At 64.9% G+C, this 18821-nt stretch carries 23 protein-coding genes; 11 read left to right on the top strand and 12 right to left on the bottom strand.

All coding sequences use genetic code 11. From position 1 onward, the window contains the following. Positions 1-244 precede the first annotated feature (244 nt). From MAAFP003_RS14735 to MAAFP003_RS14725, 3 genes are read left to right on the top strand one after another with little or no spacing between them, the layout of a single operon-like run. Complete coding sequence (locus MAAFP003_RS14735) at positions 245-1501, top strand: MMP alpha-(1->4)-mannosyltransferase (protein ID WP_096288049.1); 1257 nt, start codon at positions 245-247, stop codon at positions 1499-1501. Further along, a complete protein-coding gene (locus MAAFP003_RS14730; protein WP_096288047.1) occupies positions 1495-2253 on the top strand; it encodes a class I SAM-dependent methyltransferase in 759 nt (252 codons plus the stop codon). Before MAAFP003_RS14735 ends, MAAFP003_RS14730 begins: the two co-directional genes overlap by 7 nt. Next, positions 2240-3316: an MMP endo-(1,4)-3-O-methyl-alpha-D-mannosidase gene (locus tag MAAFP003_RS14725; RefSeq protein WP_096288045.1), complete on the top strand. Its 1077-nt coding sequence runs from the start codon at positions 2240-2242 to the stop codon at positions 3314-3316. The genes MAAFP003_RS14730 and MAAFP003_RS14725 overlap by 14 nt, the downstream gene beginning before the upstream one ends. On the opposite strand, the gene MAAFP003_RS14720 is transcribed toward MAAFP003_RS14725, so the two are convergent. Further along, positions 3297-3980, bottom strand: coding sequence for a class I SAM-dependent methyltransferase (locus tag MAAFP003_RS14720; RefSeq protein ID WP_096288043.1), 684 nt, complete (start codon positions 3978-3980; stop codon positions 3297-3299). The two genes, MAAFP003_RS14725 and MAAFP003_RS14720, sit on opposite strands and share 20 nt — an antisense overlap. Before the next feature lie 161 nt (positions 3981-4141). On the opposite strand from MAAFP003_RS14720, the gene MAAFP003_RS14715 reads away from it, so the two are divergent. After that, complete coding sequence (locus MAAFP003_RS14715) at positions 4142-4786, top strand: cutinase family protein (protein ID WP_096291164.1); 645 nt, start codon at positions 4142-4144, stop codon at positions 4784-4786. Here the strand turns inward: MAAFP003_RS14715 and MAAFP003_RS14710 are convergent. After that, positions 4783-5571: a glycerophosphodiester phosphodiesterase family protein gene (locus MAAFP003_RS14710; RefSeq protein WP_096288041.1), complete on the bottom strand. Its 789-nt coding sequence runs from the start codon at positions 5569-5571 to the stop codon at positions 4783-4785. The genes MAAFP003_RS14715 and MAAFP003_RS14710 overlap by 4 nt on opposite strands. A 159-nt stretch (positions 5572-5730) precedes the next feature. Here MAAFP003_RS14710 and MAAFP003_RS14705 point away from each other — a divergent pair, with 159 nt between their 5' ends. Then, positions 5731-6369 (top strand): carboxymuconolactone decarboxylase family protein, encoded by a 639-nt coding sequence (locus MAAFP003_RS14705; RefSeq protein ID WP_096288039.1) that lies wholly within the window; start codon positions 5731-5733, stop codon positions 6367-6369. A gap of 5 nt (positions 6370-6374) precedes the next feature. Beyond that, entirely contained in the window at positions 6375-7064 is a 690-nt protein-coding gene (locus MAAFP003_RS14700; RefSeq protein ID WP_096288037.1) for a GntR family transcriptional regulator, read from the top strand. A gap of 29 nt (positions 7065-7093) precedes the next feature. On the opposite strand, the gene MAAFP003_RS14695 is transcribed toward MAAFP003_RS14700, so the two are convergent. Beyond that, complete coding sequence (locus tag MAAFP003_RS14695) at positions 7094-7294, bottom strand: hypothetical protein (RefSeq protein ID WP_096288035.1); 201 nt, start codon at positions 7292-7294, stop codon at positions 7094-7096. Positions 7295-7302: 8 nt separating this feature from the next. After that, complete coding sequence (locus MAAFP003_RS14690) at positions 7303-7680, bottom strand: hypothetical protein (protein WP_096288033.1); 378 nt, start codon at positions 7678-7680, stop codon at positions 7303-7305. Between the two features lie 80 nt (positions 7681-7760). On the opposite strand from MAAFP003_RS14690, the gene MAAFP003_RS29385 reads away from it, so the two are divergent. Beyond that, on the top strand, positions 7761-7964 hold the full coding sequence (locus tag MAAFP003_RS29385; RefSeq protein ID WP_207768536.1) for a hypothetical protein: 204 nt from the start codon (positions 7761-7763) through the stop codon (positions 7962-7964). A gap of 366 nt (positions 7965-8330) precedes the next feature. Then, positions 8331-9158: a glycoside hydrolase family 16 protein gene (locus tag MAAFP003_RS14680; protein ID WP_096288029.1), complete on the top strand. Its 828-nt coding sequence runs from the start codon at positions 8331-8333 to the stop codon at positions 9156-9158. A 9-nt stretch (positions 9159-9167) separates the two neighbouring features. Here the strand turns inward: MAAFP003_RS14680 and MAAFP003_RS14675 are convergent, their stop codons facing one another. The 3 genes from MAAFP003_RS14675 to MAAFP003_RS14665 all read right to left on the bottom strand — a co-directional run bounded on the left by MAAFP003_RS14675 (position 9168) and on the right by MAAFP003_RS14665 (position 11723). Next, positions 9168-9827 (bottom strand): hypothetical protein, encoded by a 660-nt coding sequence (locus MAAFP003_RS14675; RefSeq protein ID WP_096288027.1) that lies wholly within the window; start codon positions 9825-9827, stop codon positions 9168-9170. A 46-nt stretch (positions 9828-9873) separates the two neighbouring features. After that, a complete protein-coding gene (locus tag MAAFP003_RS14670) occupies positions 9874-10725 on the bottom strand; it encodes a TIGR03619 family F420-dependent LLM class oxidoreductase (RefSeq protein WP_096288025.1) in 852 nt (283 codons plus the stop codon). 158 nt (positions 10726-10883) lie between these two features. Further along, complete coding sequence (locus tag MAAFP003_RS14665) at positions 10884-11723, bottom strand: class I SAM-dependent methyltransferase (protein ID WP_096288023.1); 840 nt, start codon at positions 11721-11723, stop codon at positions 10884-10886. Between the two features lie 44 nt (positions 11724-11767). On the opposite strand from MAAFP003_RS14665, the gene MAAFP003_RS14660 reads away from it, so the two are divergent. Further along, entirely contained in the window at positions 11768-12781 is a 1014-nt protein-coding gene (locus MAAFP003_RS14660) for an NADP-dependent oxidoreductase (protein ID WP_096288021.1), read from the top strand. Here MAAFP003_RS14660 and MAAFP003_RS14655 read toward each other — a convergent pair. Further along, positions 12765-12980: a hypothetical protein gene (locus MAAFP003_RS14655; RefSeq protein ID WP_096288019.1), complete on the bottom strand. Its 216-nt coding sequence runs from the start codon at positions 12978-12980 to the stop codon at positions 12765-12767. The two genes, MAAFP003_RS14660 and MAAFP003_RS14655, sit on opposite strands and share 17 nt — an antisense overlap. Before the next feature lie 131 nt (positions 12981-13111). Between MAAFP003_RS14655 and MAAFP003_RS14650 the strand changes: the two genes are divergently transcribed. Together MAAFP003_RS14650 and MAAFP003_RS14645 are read left to right on the top strand one after the other, a co-directional pair. Beyond that, on the top strand, positions 13112-14578 hold the full coding sequence (locus MAAFP003_RS14650; protein ID WP_096288017.1) for an amino acid permease: 1467 nt from the start codon (positions 13112-13114) through the stop codon (positions 14576-14578). Between the two features lie 99 nt (positions 14579-14677). Then, positions 14678-14932 carry a hypothetical protein gene (locus MAAFP003_RS14645; RefSeq protein ID WP_096291163.1) on the top strand — a complete coding sequence of 85 codons (255 nt, stop codon included), beginning with the start codon at positions 14678-14680 and terminating at the stop codon, positions 14930-14932. A gap of 64 nt (positions 14933-14996) precedes the next feature. On the opposite strand, the gene MAAFP003_RS14640 is transcribed toward MAAFP003_RS14645, so the two are convergent. The 4 genes from MAAFP003_RS14640 to MAAFP003_RS14625 form a co-directional block, all read right to left on the bottom strand. Further along, positions 14997-16451: an aldehyde dehydrogenase family protein gene (locus MAAFP003_RS14640; RefSeq protein ID WP_096288015.1), complete on the bottom strand. Its 1455-nt coding sequence runs from the start codon at positions 16449-16451 to the stop codon at positions 14997-14999. Between the two features lie 124 nt (positions 16452-16575). Next, a complete protein-coding gene (locus MAAFP003_RS14635) occupies positions 16576-17046 on the bottom strand; it encodes a hypothetical protein (protein ID WP_096288013.1) in 471 nt (156 codons plus the stop codon). Between the two features lie 83 nt (positions 17047-17129). Continuing rightward, positions 17130-17990: a lysophospholipid acyltransferase family protein gene (locus MAAFP003_RS14630; protein WP_096288011.1), complete on the bottom strand. Its 861-nt coding sequence runs from the start codon at positions 17988-17990 to the stop codon at positions 17130-17132. Continuing rightward, positions 17983-18789, bottom strand: a complete 807-nt coding sequence (locus tag MAAFP003_RS14625; protein WP_096288009.1) for a class I SAM-dependent methyltransferase — start codon at positions 18787-18789, stop codon at positions 17983-17985. The genes MAAFP003_RS14630 and MAAFP003_RS14625 overlap by 8 nt, the downstream gene beginning before the upstream one ends. Positions 18790-18821: the final 32 nt, after the last annotated feature.

Here is an 18821-nt window from a genome sequence, read left to right as displayed (position 1 = left end):
CACAACATGTTCCGACTCTCGGTGGGCTCCACATGACCGGGAACAGTTATTCAGCGGACCTCGCCGTCGGGCGAAAATCGCCGCTACCTAGTATTGAAGGGCACCGATGGCGCGTTGCGTCGATTAGCTGATCGAACTATAGTCTGGACACATGTCCAGTTTGCTGTCACGGAGTTCGGGAGCCCGTTGATCGCAATGGATTCGGCGCCCTCCGCGTTCGTTAACCAGCAAAGAAGAGTTGAGTATGCGAATTGCCTTGCTGTCCTACCGTAGTAAGACCCATTGCGGCGGACAGGGCGTCTACATACGACATCTCAGCCACGGTCTTGTAGAACTCGGTCACGATGTCGAGATCTTCTCCGGGCCGCCGTATCCGGAACTGCTCGATCCGCGGGTGCGGCTGACCGAGGTGCCGAGCCTCGATATGTACCGAGAGCCCGACCCGTTCCGGATCCCCCGGCCCAGCGAGATCCACGATTCGATCGATCTCCGGGAACTTCTGACCGTGTGGACGGCGGGCTTTCCCGAACCGCGGACTTTCACGCTGCGCGTCGCGCGCCTGTTGGCCGAGCGCGCATCCGAATTCGACGTCGTTCACGACAATCAGAGTCTGGGAACCGGCCTGTTGACCATCGCGGCCACCGGAATGCCGGTGGTGGCCACGGTGCACCACCCCATCACCCGGGATCGGGTGCTCGACGTCGCCGCAGCCAAGTGGTGGCGAAAGCCGTTGGTACGCCGCTGGTACGGCTTCCTGGACATGCAGCAACAAGTGGCGCGTCGGATTCCGGAGCTCTTGACGGTCTCGTCGTCGTCGGCCGCCGACATCGTCTCCGATTTCGGTGTGTTGCCCGAGCAACTCCACGTGGTGCCGTTGGGCGTGAACACCGAGCTGTTCAAACCAGGTTCGGGTCCACGCCAGCGCGGCCGGGTGATCGCGATCGCCAGCGCCGACACGCCGCTGAAGGGCGTCAGCACCCTGCTGCACGCGGTCGCCAAGACTCGGGTGAACCGCGATGTCGAGCTGCGGCTCGTCGCCAAGGTGGAACCCAATGGGCCCACCCACAAGCTCATCGCAGAACTGGGGATCTCGGACATCGTCCACATCACCAGCGGGCTCACCGACGCCGAACTGGCCGCCCTGTTCGCCTCGGCCGAGGTCGCCTGCATACCGTCGCTCTACGAAGGGTTTTCGCTGCCCGCCGTAGAGGCGATGTCGAGTGGTCCCCCGATCGTCGCGAGCCGGGTAGGCGCGCTCCCCGGGGTGCTCGGGACCGACGGCGCCTGCGCCGAACTGGCCCCGCCCGCCGACGTCGACGCGCTGACCCGCGCACTCGGCGAGCTCCTCGACTCGCCGGAAAAGCGCCGTAGCCTTGGCAAGGCGGGGCGGGCACGCGCAGTCAGCGGGTTCAGCTGGGAAGCCGTCGCCGCACAGACCGTGCGGATCTATGAGCGCGCGATCGCACGAGGTGCCCTCACCGAAGGCGAACTGCAGTGCTGACAGTCGATTTCGATCGGCTCGGCATCGGGCCGTCCAGCAAGGTGATCGACGTAGGATGCGGGGCCGGTCGGCATGCGTTCGAGGCGTACCGCCGCGGTGCCGACATCATCGCGTTCGACCGCGACGAGGCGGAGTTGAAATCCGTGGAGACCATTCTTCGGGCGATGGCCGACAACGGCGAAGCGCCCGCCGCGACAACGGCGGAAGCGGTCGTCGGCGACGCGTTGAGCTTGCCGTATTCAGACGAGACATTCGACTGCGTCATCGCATCCGAGATTCTGGAACATGTCACCCAAGACGACGCGGCGATCGCGGAATTGGTCCGGGTGCTCAAAGTCGGTGGCACGCTGGCAGTCTCCGTGCCCCGCTGGCTTCCCGAACAAGTGTGCTGGCTGCTGTCCGACGAATATCACGCGAATCTGGGCGGCCACATTCGCATCTACCGGGCCAGTGAACTGCGGGACAAGATCGCCGCCAATGGCCTGGAGTTAACGCATTCGCATCATGCGCATGCGCTACATGCGCCGTTCTGGTGGCTGAAATGTGCTGTTGGAGTTGAAAATACCGACCATCCTGCGGTGACCGCCTACCACAAGCTTCTGGTGTGGGACCTGATGCAGCGCCCGAGGCTCACCCGGTTCGCGGAGTCGGTGCTCAACCCGCTCGTGGGCAAGAGCGTGGCGATGTACTTCATCAAAGCGCAGAAGTCGGGAACCGAAGCAACCCTGGGGTATTCAGTTGCGTCGATCTAGCCCGCCGGCCGTTCCGGGTGTGTTGAGTCCGGAGCAGTGTCGCCAGACAGCCCTGTCCATCGCCGCCGAGCAGGAGTCATCGGGTGCCCTCCCCTGGTTCCACGGCGGTCACACCGACCCGTGGGATCACGTCGAATCGGCCATGGCGCTCACCGCGGCCGGATTACTGGAACCGGCCCGAGCTGCCTATGAGTGGAGTCGGCGTAATCAGCGGCCGGACGGATCCTGGCCGCTGCAATTCCGTTCGGGAACGATCGAAGACGCCAACAGCGACAGCAATTTCTGCGCCTACATCGCCACCGGCGTCTGGCATTACGTGTTGGTCACCGGTGACAAGTCGTTCGCCACCTCGATGTGGCCGATGGTGCACAAGGCCATCGACTTCGTCATCGACCTGCAGGTCGGTTACGGCGAGATCTGTTGGGCGCGAAGCGAAACCGGCCCGGTGCGCGAAGCTCTGCTCACCGGTTGCGCCAGCGTTTATCACAGCATCCGCTGCGCATTGGCGCTGGCCGCTCTGGTGAGCGATCCCCAACCCGAATGGGAGCTGGCGTTAGGCCGGCTGGGCCATGCGCTGGTCGCGCATCCTGAGGCGTTCACCGAAAAAGACCGCTACTCGATGGACTGGTACTACCCGATCCTCGGCAGCGCGCTGCGGGGCCCGGCCGCCGCCGCCCGCATCAAGCACCGCTGGGACGACTTCGTCGTCGACGGCCTCGGCATCCGCTGCGTCGACGACCGGCCGTGGGTGACCGGCGCCGAGACCTGCGAGCTGGTCATGGCGCTCGAGGCGATGGGTCAACGATCGGTCGCGCACCGGCAATTCGCCGCAATGCAGCATCTGCGTGAAAAAGACGGCTCGTACTGGACGGGCTTGGTATTCGCCGACGGGAAGCGCTGGCCCGAGGAGCGCACGGCGTGGACGGGTGCGGCGGTGATCTTGGCGGCAGATGCGCTGTCGGACACCACCGGAGGTGCCGGGATCTTCCGCGGCCACAACCTGCCGCTGGGTCTGCAGACCGACTTCGATTGCGAGTGCGTGGTTACCGGCCCGGGTCGGTAATTTCGATCGGATCGCCCACCTGACCGCTGGTGCGTTCGAGGACCCGCAGCGAGCCCAGCGCGGAGATTTCTCGGAATTGACCGGAATCTATTGCGCGGCAATAGATGTAATATGGTGGCCGCCCGCCGTCCTTTGGATCGGGAAACACGTCGTGGATGACCAGGGCCCCGCCGACTTGCACCCACTTCGCCCATCCGTCGAAGTCCTCGGTGGCCGCGGCCTCGGAGTGGCCACCGTCGATGAACAAAAACCGCAGCGGTGACTGCCACCCGCGGGCCGCCACCGGCGACTTGCCCACGATGGCGACCACATGGTCGTCCAGTCCGGCGGCGTCGAGCGTGCGACGAAACGTCGGCAGCGTGTCGAACAGTCCGGTGACCTCGTCGACCAGGGAGGCATCGTGGTATTCCCAGCCGGCCTGATGTTCCTCGGAGCCATGATGATGGTCCACCGTGTACAGCACACCGGCCGTCTGCTGTGCCGCTGCACCGAGCAGCAAGGTGGATTTGCCGCAGTAGGTACCGATCTCGACACCGACACCGCCGTCCAGATACCGCAGCGCCGCGTCATAGAGGGCGCGCCCTTCGTCGTCTGGCATGAAGCCGGTGACCTGTTCGGCCAATGCGAACAAGCGCTCGGGCGCGCTTGTGTTGGTATTGCTCATCAGCTGAACCTATCGTCCGGCGTGCGTCGGCCCACAGCGTGGTCAGAGTCGGTATGCCGAGCCGTTCACCCTGCCAGGCGCAGGCGCCGAGTTCGTCTTAACATCGTGCTGTGCGCGCTTTACTTCCCTTCAAATCGTGTGGTGTGTGCCTGGCGGCGGTCATGATCGCGGGCGCACTGATATCGGCTCCGGCGGTGCTGCCCTTCCGGACGCCGGGTGCCGTGCCGTCGGCGGCGGCCAGCTGTCCTCAGGTTCAGGTGGTGTTCGCCCGCGGCCGCTACGAATCGCCGGGGCCGGGTCAACTCGGCAACGCGTTCATCAACGCGCTGCAATCCAAGGTCGGCAACAAGAGCTTCGGCTCGTATGCCGTCAAGTATCCCGCCGATACGCAGGTCGACATCGGCGCCAACGACATGAGCCACCACATCCAGGACATGGCCGGCAACTGCCCGGACACCCGGCTGGTCTTGGGCGGCTACTCGCTGGGTGCGGCGGTGACCGATGTGGTGCTGGCCGCGCCGATCGGCGCGTTCGGGTTCGACAGCCCACTGCCCGCCGGGATGGATCAGCACATCGCCGCCGTCGCGTTGTTCGGCAACGGCAGCCAGTGGGTGGGTCCGATCACGAACTTCAACCCGACCTACAACGACCGGACCATCGAGTTGTGCCACGGCGCCGACCCGATCTGCAATCCGGCCGACCCGAACACCTGGAAAGAGAACTGGCCGCAGCACTTGGCCGGCGCGTATATCGACGCCGGCATGGCCAACCAGGCCGCCGACTTCGTCGCGGGCAAGCTCAACTAGAGCCACTCGCCGCGGGCGATCAGCACGTCGCGCAGCAGGTCGGCGCGATCGGTGATGATGCCGTCCACGCCGATGTCGAGGAGGGCGTGCATGGCCGACGGGTCGTCGATCGTCCACGCGTGGATCTGTCGTCCCGAGGCGTGAGCGGCCCGGACCAGGGTCGGCGTGATCACCGGCAGCCGACCCAGTCGCGGCGGCAGTTGTAGGCAATCGCTGTCGTGCAGCAGCCGCCAGGCGTACGCGCGGCCGGCCGGTGTTTTCGCGGCCGTGAGTGCGGCGAACGCCAGCGTGCCCGCCGAACTCGCCACCCGTTTGGACAGCAGGCTCAGCGCCCGCCGCCTTCGCCGGTCGGAGAACGACGTCACCAGCACCCGGTCGTGTGCGTTCAGCCGCTCGATCACCTCGACTGTCGGTTCGATGGCCGACTCGGCTTTGATATCGATATTGACCCGCATCTGCGGCAGCGCGACCAGGAGCTCCTCCAGCGCCGGGATGGTCTGCCCCGCACCAAGGTCCGCCGTGCGGGCTTCCCGCCACGCAAGGCGGTCGATCGTTTCCGGTAGCCCGGACCGCGCCGGGAGTCGGCGGTCGTGCAGGATCACCGCCATACCGTCTCGGGTGGCACGCACGTCGGTCTCGATGTAGCGGAATCCGAGCTTGGCAGCCTCGTCAAACGCACCCATGGTGTTCATCGGAAACTTGAACGACGTGAATCCCCTGTGTGCCATGGCGATTCGCCCAGTGCTGCGAAGATACTCGCATGCTGGCCCGCCACCGTGACTCATGGCGCTAAGGCTACGTCGCACGACCGGGATGGGCCGGGGAAAGTTGCCGATCTGGGCTGGACTGTACGCAATCTGGGGTGCAGCCGAGCCGCGAAGTGCATTGACGTGGCCGCTGAGGCTGGGATTGAATGCAATCTGCCCCCGCCGAGAGGACCCGCAATGCCGCGCCTTAATCCCGTTCCCAGAGGTGAGGTCGATGACGAGTTCACGCTCAAGATGTACGACTTCATGTTCGGCGATCGTGACCCCGTGGCTCAACCGGGCGCCGTCGGCGGTACACCCGGGAATTGGTGGACGGTGATGGCGCAGTCCCCCGCCGCGCTGCGCCATGCGGTGCGGGGCTTTCGCCTGTACCGCGAAGAGGTCAGCATCCGGCCCGATCATCGTGAGCTGGGCCAGGTCAGGGCGGGCTGGGTGGTTGGTAGCCAGTTCGTTTACTCCCAGCATTGCAAGGCGTGCCGGTCGGCGGGGATATCCGAGGAGAAGATCGCTGCGATCCCGTCGTGGCAGACCGCCGACTGCTTTGATCACGCCGAGCGCCTGCTGCTTGCCTATACGGATTGCCTTGCGGGCCAGCAGGGTCGGGTGCCCGAGCAGTTGTTCACCCGACTGCGCGAAGTATTCACCGACACCGAGATTCTGGAATTTACTTACACCACAACCATGTACGTCATGCACGCGATCATGTCGCGGGCGCTGCGCCTGGAGTTCGACGACGTCGACGACCCGATTGTGGAGGTCGACGACCCCGAAGGTGGTGGCGTGCTCGACATCGGCGCCGCGACGTCCGGGGGGTGACTGAGATGACCGAGATCGACGGCCGGTCGGACGTGGCTTACCGGCTGATCCGTCGCGCGATCGCCGAAGGTGACTTCGAGCCCGGTTCCCGGCTGGTCGAACAGCGAATCGGCGAGATGTTCGATCTATCCCGTACCCCGGTACGAGAAGCATTGCGCGCCTTGGCCGCCGATGGCCTGGTTGTCATCGAGCGTAACCGGGGCGCGGTGGTGGCGACGATGTCCGAGGCCGACATCCGCGACCATTACGAGCTGCGCGCCAGGCTGGAATCGCTGGCTGCCGAGCGTGCCGCGGCCCGGATGGATGCCGAGGGAATCGCAGCCCTCGACGCGGCGATCGCGGACTTCGACGCGGGAATCGAGTTGGTGTCGAGCGGCTCGTTGGATACGGGTTTGCGCCGAATCACGACCGCCAACAGTGCGTTTCATCATTGCGTTGTCGAGGGTTCGGGCCATCGAAGGTTGTCCGTGCTGCTCGTGCACGCGGTCGATATTCCGTTGGTATATCAGGTGTTCCGTAACCAATCGCGGGGCGATATGGAACGCTCCAACCTGTTCCATCGAATGGTGCGCGACGCGATCGCGGCCGGCGAACCCGAGCGGGCCGGGGCGCTCATGGCCGAGCACATCATGCAGGGCCGCGACTGCGTTCTGGCGTTGACATCGCACGCGTATCCCGAAGCCCATGCCTTGTGATCGACATCAGGCGTGCGGTGACGCGCACCTCAGGCTTCGTAGGTGACGCGGTACCAGTGCCTGACCGGCTTGTGGCTCGTGTCGGCCTGGCCCGTGTCCGTCGCGCTCACCACGTTGACGTCGCTCGCGTCGGGATTATGGGCTTCGATGTAGCGCTCCAGCTCGTGAATGACGCCGCTGTGCGGCTGATGTGGATTGGCCAGCGCCCGGGCTCGGTGTGTTTGCGGCACACCGAGAATTATGCCGACGTACTCTTCGATGTGCAGTATTCTCTATTGCCTTGTCGTGCAAGCTGATTAGCGGCCTTGGGCACCCGAAGGCCGAGGTAACCGAGTGCCAGCCCGGCTCCGATTTCGCCGGCGGCGGTAAGCGCGGCACTGCCTAAACCAGCGCAGGACGCGAATCGGGTCGCCGATCGATGTTGTCGCAGAACCAGCACCAACGCGACAACGACGAAAACGCCCTGGATCATCCCGCCGACCATGACCGCGGGCGGAGATGCCGGCATCCCGCGTCGAAAACGATCGATGCCGTGCGGTCCGAATGCCGCAACGAACGCAATCATCGCGACAGTGAGGGCGCGGTCCGCTTGCGGCGGATTCGAGTTGTCGGACATCTTTGTCTCCCAAAACTGTCTACTACAGATGGTAGTAGATCGGGCCACGCAGGTAAATAGGTTGGGGTCAAAGAAAGGCAATGCCGACGGTTTCGGCATCGATTTACGGATCCCGCGGCGGTGACGTGTTCGTGATTGCGCTGCGGGCCCCGCCCGATCATTCGGTATTGGGCCGCCCGAATGATTTACGCGGGAGTATCGCCGCTGGAATAAACCGTGAAGTGACGGCCACCGACCGCGACTGCGTGGTCGATCTCGGCCGCACCTCGGCGGGCCCGAAATGACGGGTGACGACGCATGGATTCGGCGCGTTCGCGCTCACGTCGCCGAGCTGCGATCCAAGCGGGGTGTGACTGCAGAAAAATAACCGTCGAACCTGGTGCATTCGCCATGATCGCCAGCTCCTCTCAGCGCCACCGACTCAACCGCAAAGCGACGGATGTGTTATGTGTTCGTGTCCAGGATGCCCAGGCAATCCTGAGACCAAACCAAGCGTGATCATGAGAATTGGCCGTGAATTCATCCCAAATCCTGAGCTGCTGCCGTTCCGCCGTCCGTTTCGGGCGACAGCTATCCAAATGCTAACGACGGCCACCGACACAATTCCTGTTTCGACCCGGTACCACCCGGGCTGCTATCGTCGCTTGCTTATGCCTGAGATGGACCGTCGCCGGATGATGCTGACGACCGGGATCGGCGTGCTTGCCGCCGCGCTCCCCATCCCTGAGGCCAGGGCTTATTCGGGGCGGACCCGACCGCCCAACGCGCCCAGTGGGCAGGCCGGAAACTACATCTTCTCCGACGAGTTCGATGGTCCGGCCGGTTCGGCCCCCGACCCGTCGAAGTGGGCTGTCGCGAAAGCCCGCGAGACGATCAAAGACCCGACGTATTGGGAGCTGCCCGAGCACATCGGGCAGTACCGCGACGACCGCAAAAACGTGTTCGTCGACGGCAACTCCAACCTGGTCCTGCGTGCCGCGAAAGATGGCCCCACCTACTTCAGCGGCAAGGTGCAAAGCCTGTGGCGTGGCGGCGTCGGCCACACCTGGGAAACCCGGGTCAAACTCAACTGCCTGACCCCCGGCGCCTGGCCCGCTTACTGGCTGGGCAATGACGATCAGGGCGAGATCGACGTGATGGAGTGGTACGGCAACGGCAGCTGGCCGTCTGCGACCACCGTCCACGCCAAGGCGAACGGCGGCGAGTGGAAGACCCATAACATCGCGGTCGACAGCGCCTGGCATACCTGGCGATGCCAGTGGGACGAGGCCGGCATCAGGTTCTGGAAGGACTATTCCGACGGAGCCCAGCCGTATTTCGACGTGCCCGCCAGCTCGCTGCCGGATTGGCCGTTCAACGGTCCTGGATACACGGTGTATCCAGTGTTCAACCTCGCCGTTGCCGGCTCCGGCGGTGGCGATCCCGGGCCCGGCAGCTACCCCGCCGACATGCTCGTCGACTACATACGCGTCTGGTAGCCGGGCGCGTCAGCCGGGGATGCGGTCCCCGGCGAACCATGCGCTCGCGACCGCGCGGGTCTGTGGTGGCGGAAGGTGCGGGTTTCCCGCGCCCAGCTGACCGATTTTGACCGTCCACGTCGGTCCGGTGCGGTCGTCGATACAGGACTTTGCGTCCGGGAGGCACAGCACCGCGGGATTGGGGCCGCCGTTGCTGCACCCGTAGCCGGCGACGTAGCCGTCGTCGCGCCCACCCCAGGCCCCGCCGTTGCGCAGCAAGCAGCGGGTGCCGTCGTCGAGAACGAGCGCATACGGTTCCGGTGAGGCAGGCGGGTGCACCGGCGGGAGTTGGCCGTTATAGGCGACCCGATGCAAAAGCTGTTCCCAGGGATCGTCCACGCACAGCAGCGATCCCGGCGTCGACGGCCAACAGGTTGCGGCACCGGCCACGCTCGGTGAGCACGCGTAGACGTCGTCCGCCATTGCCGCGGGTGACGCCACGCAGTCGCTCACCACTGCGAGGTTCCCGTCGGGCGGGGTCTCGTGAAAGCCGTTGACGGGCTGCCCCTTGGACCCGACGGCCACCGTGGTGATCTGCTGGGTGGGTGGCGGATCGGCAGCTGCCGGTCCGGCGAACCCGAACATCGCCAGGACGGCGATCGGCACCACAGCAACTCGAGATGCGGTCATCCGGCTAACAATCCCCTACGCGCGCCGCCATGGAAAGGGTGGCGCGCTAGATTGCCGCGATCGGCCGGATGCCGGAATCGAAAGCCAGGCAGCGTTGTAGCAATGCTTCGGTTGGCGGCTGGCGGAAGGCCAGCACCATCTGCTCGCAACCGAGCGAGTCGAACTCCGGCAACAACGCCAGCTGTTCATCCACCTGCCCGGCTTCGGCCGGATGCAGCGACAGCTGTGCCGAGCGCAGGATCTCGGCCGGCGCGCGCTGCATTTCGGCACACGCCTCGTCGAGCTGGGCGTTGACCGCACCCCATCGCTGCGGCCCCTCGTGTCCGGGCATGTTCCACATGTCGGCGTGACGCGCGACCACGCGCAGCATCTTCGGCTCGCTCCCGCCGATCACGATCGGCGGGTGTGGCTGCTGAACAGGTTTGGGCTCGCACAGCGCGTCCTCGAGGGTGAAGAACTGCCCGTTGAAGGTGACCGAGTCCTGCGTCCAGAGCATGCGAAGTACGGTCAGTGCCTCGTCGACCATCGCGACGCGGGTGCCGGGGCCGGGGAACTCGATTCCGTACGCGCGATGTTCGTCCGCGATCCAGCCGGCGCCAATCCCGAAATAGAGGCGTCCACCCGAAATGTGGTCGACGGTGACCGCCATGTTGGCCATCACCGCCAGGTTCCGGAACGTCACGCTGGACACCAGGCAGCCGATTCGCGCCCGCTTGGTGACCGCGGCCATCGCGGCGAGGGAGGTCCAGCCCTCGTAATTCGGATCGGTGTTTTCCCGTGGTCCGTAGAAATGGTCGTAATCCCAAACTGCTTCGAAACCCAGGCGATCCGCCGTGCGCCACAACTGCTCGAGCTCGCAGTATTGGAAGCTCAGGTCGAATTTGACCGCGATCTGCATATGGCGATCCTAAGATCGGCGGCGCACTTTGGCAGGGCGAACAGTTCGCATTCCGTTCTTGTCCCCCGCTCGTAAGATGCCAGACGGGCTGGATTAATGAGATGCCCGATCGGTGCGCCAGAAACGCGCCGAATCGGTTGCGCAGGTGGCTCGTTGGTTCAGTGCGTCAGCAGGGCCGCGGCACTCCACGGCCTGCTGCCGGGGTGGCGCGGATCTGGTTGGGGCAGCCGTGCCGCCAGACGCATGATCATCGGCAAGCGGCGGAAGCGGTGGGCGGCAACAAGCAGCGATTCCACTTCGACGGTGCGCCAGCCCAGCTCTTCGAAATAGGCCACGCCATTTTCCGGGGCGAATAGGAACGGCGCATTTTCCAGGATGCCCGGCATCTTCTTGTTCATCATCTTTCGCAGACCGGGACCGGCGAAGTCGAGCATCCACCAGGCCACCTCGGGCCGGGAGATCGCCTGCGACAGCGAGACGACGTCGGCCTCGTCGAGATACACCACGAGGCCCTCGGTCAGCACCAAAGCCTTCCGCGCGCCGTCGAGCGCGTCATCGAGGAATGCGTCCCGGGCTCGCGGGTCGGCGAGGTCGACCGCCGTACGGCTCAACCGGCATCGCGGTGTCTGATCGGCGAGCACTTGTGTCTTCTCCGCGAGCAACGCCGGTAAATCCGCCTCAACCCACCCGAAATCGGCGGGAAGATCCAACCGATATGGCCGGGTGTCCAAGCCGGCCGCCAGATTCAACACCCGGTCGCAACCGTTGGCGATGGCCTCGGTGATCGCGTCGTCGATCAGTTTGGTGCGCGCGACCAGCCACCACCCATTGCGCGTCGACCGGGGCAGGTTGGCGACGATTGCGCGGCCGTGTTCACCGGCCAGCATCCCGGCGAGCGAGTCATGAAACAGCGCGTCAGGGCGAGCCGACTCGGTCGCCCGATGCAATGCCGTCCACCGAGCGGTATCGGAAACGTGAGTAATCGTGTGTTCCGCCATAGGTTGGGTTATAGCAGCCACCGCCGTCGGCGTAGCGTGCGCTCATGCCTGATCGAAATCGCCGCTTCCTATTGCGTGAGCGCCCTACCGGACGTATCGGCCCCAACACGTTTGAGCTCAGTGAGGAGGCGATCCCCGGTATCGGGGACGGCGAGGCGCTGGTGCGCGTCGAATGGATCTCGCTCGATCCGACCAACCGGACCTGGATCAATGACACGCCGACCTACCTGCCTCCGGTCGGTATCGGCGAGGTCATGCGTGCGGGCGGGCTCGGCCGCGTCGTCGAATCGAAGAACCCCAACTATTCGGTCGGCCAGATCGTGCAGGGTCTCGTCGGTTGGCAGGACTACGTCGTCGTGTCGGACACAAACCCGTTGTTCGCGGTCGACGTCGCCGAAGGCATCTCCCCCAGCGCCTACATGGGTGCGCTCGGGACGACCGGACTCACCGCATGGGTCGGGATCCGCGATATCGGCAAGCCGCAGCCCGGTGAGACCGTGGTCGTGTCGGCCGCGGCGGGCGCGGTGGGCTCGGTTGCCGGCCAGCTCGCCAAGGCCGACGGCGCGCGTGTGGTCGGGATCGCCGGCGGCCCGGACAAGTGCCGGCTGCTCACCGAGGAACTCGGCTTCGACGCGGCCGTCGACTACCGCGCCGACGACTGGCTCACCCAGCTGCGGGCGGCCACGCCCAACGGCATCGACGTCGACTTCGAGAACGTCGGGGGCGTCATCATGGACGCGGTCTTCGCGCGCCTCAACATTCGCGCGCGGGTGGCGTTGTGCGGCTTGATCTCCGGCTACAACGAGGCAGACCCACCGCCCGGACCGCGCGCATTCGGCAACCTGCTGATCCAGCGCGCGAAGCTGGAGGGCTTCATCGTGCTGGACCACTTGGGCCGCGCACCCGAGGCAACAAGCGAAATCGCCGGGCTGATCGCCGCGGGCAAGCTGACGCCGCTCGAGACCGTGGTGGAGGGTTTCGAACAGCTGCCGACGGCGATCAACATGCTCTTCGACGGCAAAAACGTCGGCAAGCTCATGGTCAAGACGTCGAGTTAGGCCCTAGTGATATCCGGCGGGTGGCGCGGTACGTGTCGTGTGCGGGTAACTGCACGTCCAGCAGGCCGTCGCGCATCAGCGGTTCGCCATCGGCGCCCAGCTCGTTGAGTTCGGCGACGGCGTCGATGGCATGCTGCTGGTCAGACCTCGTGACCCGCTGTCCTGCAACGGTTTTCTTTGCTCGCTGGAACCAGCTCATGCAGCGCAGCGTACGTCAATTGACAATCGGGATGGTCAGGAGCGGGGCGAGACGACAAGAACTATCGTGTTTGGCTACAACATTGGTTAGCTGGTGGCTACCAACAGCTTGGAACCACTAGGACGTGACACATGGCCGAGGACGTCGCCGAGCTCAATTCTGTTGTGCCCCAGCTCCACCGAGGCCTGTCCAACCGTCACATTCAGCTGATCGCGATCGGGGGCACGATCGGGACCGGTCTCTTCATGGGCGCCGGGCGCACCATCTCCCGGGCCGGCCCGTCGGTGGTCTTGGTGTACGCGATCATCGGTTTCTTCCTGTTTTTCGTGCTGCGCGCGATGGGCGAGCTGCTGTTGTCGAACCTGAACTACAAGTCCTTCGTCGACTTCGCGGCCGACCTATTGGGGCCCGCGGCCGGGTTTTTCGTCGGGTGGTCGTACTGGTTCGCTTGGATCGTCACGGGCATCGCGGAACTCGTTGCGATCGCGGGCTACCTACAGTTCTGGTGGCCTGGTCTCCCGGCATGGCTACCGGCGCTGATCGCGTGTGTGCTGATCCTGCTCACCAACCTGTTCAGTGTGCGCAACTTCGGGGAAATCGAATTCTGGTTCGCTCTAATCAAAGTCGCCGCGATCATCGGCGTCATTGTCGTCGGGTCCATCCTGCTGGCCACCAATTTCGTCTCGGCGCAGGGACATCCCGCGACGATCGAAAACCTTTGGAACAACGGCGGATTCTTCGCCACCGGCCTTGCGGGCATGGTCGGCGGATTCCAGATCGCGTTTTTTGCGTTCGTCGGCGTGGAACTCGTCGGTGCCGCGGCGGCCGAAACAGCCAACCCGCGTCGCACCCTGCCGCGCGCGATCAACGCGGTGCCGCTGCGCGTGGCGATCTTCTATATCGCCGGGCTGCTGGTGATCCTCACCGTCGTCGAATGGCGGCGGTTCGACAGCAACCAGTCCCCGTTTGTCGCGATGTTCTCGCTGGCCGGTCTTGGCGGTGCGGCGTCGATCATCAACTTCGTCGTGATCACCGCGGCCTCCTCCTCGGCCAATTCCGGGATGTACTCCACCGGCCGCATGCTCTACGGTCTGGCCGACGAAGGAAGCGCGCCGGCGATTTTCCGCCGTCTGAACCGCGGCGGCGTGCCGGCGTCCGCCCTGTTCGTGACGGCCGCACTGCTGCTGACCGCTATCCCCGTGCTGCACGTCGGCGGCTCGGTGATCGGTGCGTTCACGCTGGTGACAACCATTTCGGCGCTCCTGTTCATGTTCGTCTGGGCGATGATCCTGGTCAGCTACCTGGTCTATCGCCGCCGGCACGCACAGCGGCACGCGGACTCCGCCTTCAAGATGCCCGGAGGGCGGGTGATGTGCTGGGTCGTTCTCGCCTTCTTTGCTTTCGTCACGTGGACGCTGACGACGGAAAAGGACACCGTGATCGCCCTGGCATGGTTTCCCGCGTGGCTCGTGCTGCTCGCTGCCGGATGGCTGGTCATCCGACGCCGCCCGGCCCATGCCGAGCGTTATCGCCAGTTCCTGGTCGAGATGAACGGGCCCGATCGAGGAAGCGGCGCAGGCCGCCTTGGCTGCGCGTGACCGGTGGACCTGTTGTTGGGATCGGTAGCCGGTGTGGGCGGCTGTACTTGCCGCATCGACGCCGCCAAGGAGGCGGCGCCCCACGAAAGGAAGAAGCAAATGAACATCGTGCCGACCGGCATCCAAGAGCAGATCAACCGCGTCGATCGCCAACGGAGCCTGTACATCGGGATCAGCACCGGCCTGGTCGCGGTCTGGAGCCTGTACCGGCTGGTCTGGATGCTCTACATCGGAATGACGTTTGGCTGGTTCTTCGCAGCGATGGCCTTCCAGCTGGTGCTGTGGGGTGTGATCGGCACCGCCGCGGCGGTGACGTCTATCGGATTCCTGACCCGGTACCACAGAGGTTCTTGAAGCTGAGGGGCAGATAGCTCCGAACCCGTCAGGGTTCGGAGCTATCTTGTTGTGGCGCAGTGATTTACAGCTGGGCCCAGACCGACTTCGTCTTGAGGTAGATCTCGAGACCCTCCCTGCCGAACTCGTGGCCCCAGCCGGACTGCTTGTACCCGCCGAACGGTACGTCGTGGTCGAAGACCAACTGGCAGTTCACCTGAACGCTGCCGGCCTGCAGTCTCTTCATGATCCGGTGAGCCCGGCCCAGGTTTTCCGTCCACGCGGTAGCCGCCAGACCGTAGGTCGTGTCGTTGGCCATCGCCACGGCCTCGTCCTCGTCGTCGAACGGCAGGATGCTGACCACCGGCCCGAAGATCTCCTCCTGGTACAACCGCATGGCAGGGTCGACGTTGGTGAGCACCGTCGGGTGCACGAAGTAGCCTTTGCGATCCAGCCGATGGCCGCCGGTGACCACCTCTACGCCGTCCTTGCGGCCCTCCTCGATGTAGCCCATCACCCGGGTCAGCTGCTTCTGGCTGATCAGCGGGCCGCTGACGCAGCCCTCCTCGCTCGGAGCGCCCAGCTTGAACGAGTCAGCCATCATCGAGATTCCTTCCACGACGCGGTCGAACACGCCGCGCTGCACGAAGATTCGCGACCCGCACACGCAACCCTGGCCGGAGTGCACGAAGATGCCGAGCGAGGCCATCATGATCGCCTTGTCGAGATCGGCGTCGTCGAAGATCAGCACCGGCGACTTGCCGCCGAGTTCCAGCGTCACCTTTTTCAGGTTGTCGGCCGACGCCCGCACGATGGCCTTGCCGACCTCCGTCGAGCCGGTGAAGGCGACCTTCTGCACGTCGGGATGCGCGGTGATCGCCGCACCCGCGGTGTGGCCGTATCCGGTCAGCAGGTTGACGACACCGTCGGGCACGCCGGCCTCGTGGATGAGCCTGTCCAGCAGCACCGCCGATAGCGGCGTCTCCTCGGCGGGCTTGACGAGCAGGCTGCCGCCCGCGGCCAGGGCCGGCGCCAGCTTCGCGCACGCATTGAAGATTGGACCGTTCCACGGGAAGATCAGGCCCACCACGCTGTAGGGCTCTTTGAGCGTGTACGCGTGCATGTTGACGTAGGTGTCGGTCGCGATGCCGTCCGTCTTCACGTCGTACGCGACGCCGTTGATCTTCGAACACCAACCGGCGTAATAGCGGAAGAACTCCGAGCAGGTCGACATCTGCAACTGCGCCTGCATCAGCGGCATACCGGTGTTGAGCGAATCGAGTTGGGCGAACTCCTCTGCGTGCTCGTCGATCAATTCGCCGATCCGCCACAGCACTTTCGCCCGTTCGCGGCCCGGAAGGTCGGACCACACACCCGACTCGAACGATGCCTTCGCCCGCCCTGCCGCCTCACCGACCGCGTCTTCGCCGCAGTCGGTGAATTCGGTGATGGTCTCCTCGGTCGCGGGATTGATGATCGCAATGACCTCACCCGATCCGGGGCGCTTGCCCAGGTCGTCCAGTACTGCCTGCAGAGTCATCTGTTCCCTTCCCGATCAACCCTGATCGAGCCCGGCGCTCCCGTGCCCGTGAATGCTGAGCACCTGCTTAGCATTGTGATCGTGGCCCGGTCAAGATTGCGCCGTTTCACCCCCTCGCCGGGGTCTAGCGGTTGGCTGCGCTGATCGCCTCGCGCACCGCCGAAACGCAGCGCAGCGCATCGGGTTCGGGTCCCAGCCCGACGTAGTAACTACCGGCTTGCTCGCCGCCGAAGCCGGTGATCGTGAATCCGGCGGCATCGTCGGAGACCGCCTCGGTGGCCATCGACGTCCGCGACAACGGCAGGGAAATGACCGTGGTCCCGCGCTTAGCCCCTTCGGTGGCCACCAGCAGCTGGGTCGGATGCAGCACCACCGCGGTCCAGTGCTCCTCGTCGGGATCGGCCGGATTGGCGCGTCGCCGCAGCAGCTTGCCGAATGCCGAACTGGCCGGCGGGTTTTCGCTATGCGTCAGCCACACCTGCACATCGTTGAGGTCGACTTGGTGGGAGGCGGCGTGCTCGGCCAACTTGCCGCAAATCGGGCGAGGCAGTTCGACGATTCGCGCCGACCGGGTGTGACGCACATAGAGCGGCATGGGTGCATCATGCCCGTGGGCCAACCCGGTCGCCATTCGCGCCGCGCAGTGTTTCGGGTCGTCTGGACTTCGCCGGGCACGGTTCAGGGTCCGGGTGCGACCGCTTTGCGCCACGCCAGCGGGTTGAGTCCGCGATAGGGATCGCCTTCTCGAAGCTGTCGCAACTCCACCAGGATTTGGTTGAGCGCACGTTGCGTCTGCTTCTTGACGACCTCCACCCAATCGGCCGCACCGATGCCCAGGGGTCTGCTGGTATCGATCGGTGCGCCGAAACGTAGGTACATGCGCTGCGGTCGGGGGATCAGCGTCGGGCCGATCCCCCGCACCAACGGCATCGCCATGTCCGACCGACCGTTGAGCCTACGGCTCAGTGCCGCAGCGAGTTTCGCATAGGCACTATCCCGAGTCGTCAAACTGCGGTAGACGTCGTCGCCGCCGACCAGACCGGCCGGCACGATCGGATAGCCGTTTTCCACGCAGACCCGCGCGAATCCGGAACGTCCCTGCCAGCGCAGCGTGTACTCCTCGCCCTTGAACTTACCGATCTCGCGACCCCCGCCGGGAAACACCAGAACGGTCTGGTCGTGCGTCATCAGTTCGCGGGCGGTGTCGGGTGCGCCCACCACACCCCCGAATGCCGCGATCAGATCGGCGGGTAGCCCACGCATACGGCCGAATTGTCGATCGGCCAGCGGCCGCACCCGGGTGCCGATCGTGCGCCGCACCGCATCGGAGATCAGAAATACTTCGGTGCCCGCCTGAGTGTGGTTGCCTGCCAACAGAAATCGTCCGTCAGCGATCAGGTTTTCGGTGCCGTCGACGTAAGGACGGGAAAGGTCGACGACGGGACGCAGGCGTTCGGTCATCGAATCGAGCACGGTGCGCAGCGTCTGCACCCGCCGATTCGGCGCCATGATGGCCGCCAGGTCGATGTCGTCAGTCATGGTCGGCTGAGCGGGAGAAAACGACGTTGTGTGATGGTGGGCCGAACCGCCTTGGCGAGGGCAGTGTTTGCAGTCTCATGCCGGGATCGGCGGCGAGGCCGAGCTCCTCGAGGGCAGACAGGCTGTACGCGCGCAGAACGCTGATGAAGCCATCGTGCAGGCCGGGCCAAATCCAGGACCATGGCATTAGCGTCAGGTTGACCGGCAGGGCCAGTGCCGGGAAGAGCAGGGTACGCACGGGCGACTGGCGTTTGAGGTCGATCACCAAGAACCGCCCGCCAACCCGCGTCGCCTCGGCGATCGCACGGCACGCGATCGGCGGCGGCAAGTGGTGAAATGCGAGCGCGAATACCACCAGGTCGTAGCTGGCGTCGGGCGCGTCGATCGCGGTGGCGTCGACGACCTTGACGTCGGCTCGCGGGTGGCTGCCCAGCTCCCCGGCGGCGATGTTGTCCACCGAATCAGGATTCACGTCGCTGACGGTGACGGTGGCCGTTGGATGCAGTTCCAAAATCTTTGCCGACAGCTTGCCGTGGCCGGCGCCGAGTTCCAGAATCCGTGGATTCTTGATGTCGGCGACAACCTTCAACGCCGTGCGGGCGTGCTCCTCGTGCTGGTTGCTCAGCGTCCCCAACCGGTCGAGCATCCCGATGACCTTCTGCTTGACGGCGTCCGGCACGTCGTCGCGGTCGAGATACTCCAGCGCATTGGTCTGAAACCGCCGATCCAGCCAAGATGCCCGTGAACCTCCCCTCGGCATCGTCGCAATCGCCTGCTGAAGAACATTCGCCGTTTCCATGGTCGCTCCCTTTCTGGTTCGCTGCGACCACT

It is taken from the genome of Mycobacterium ahvazicum, from assembly GCF_900176255.2.
GTDB classification, from domain to species: Bacteria; Actinomycetota; Actinomycetes; order Mycobacteriales; family Mycobacteriaceae; genus Mycobacterium; species Mycobacterium ahvazicum.
This window is presented reverse-complemented; position numbering and strand designations above follow the sequence as displayed.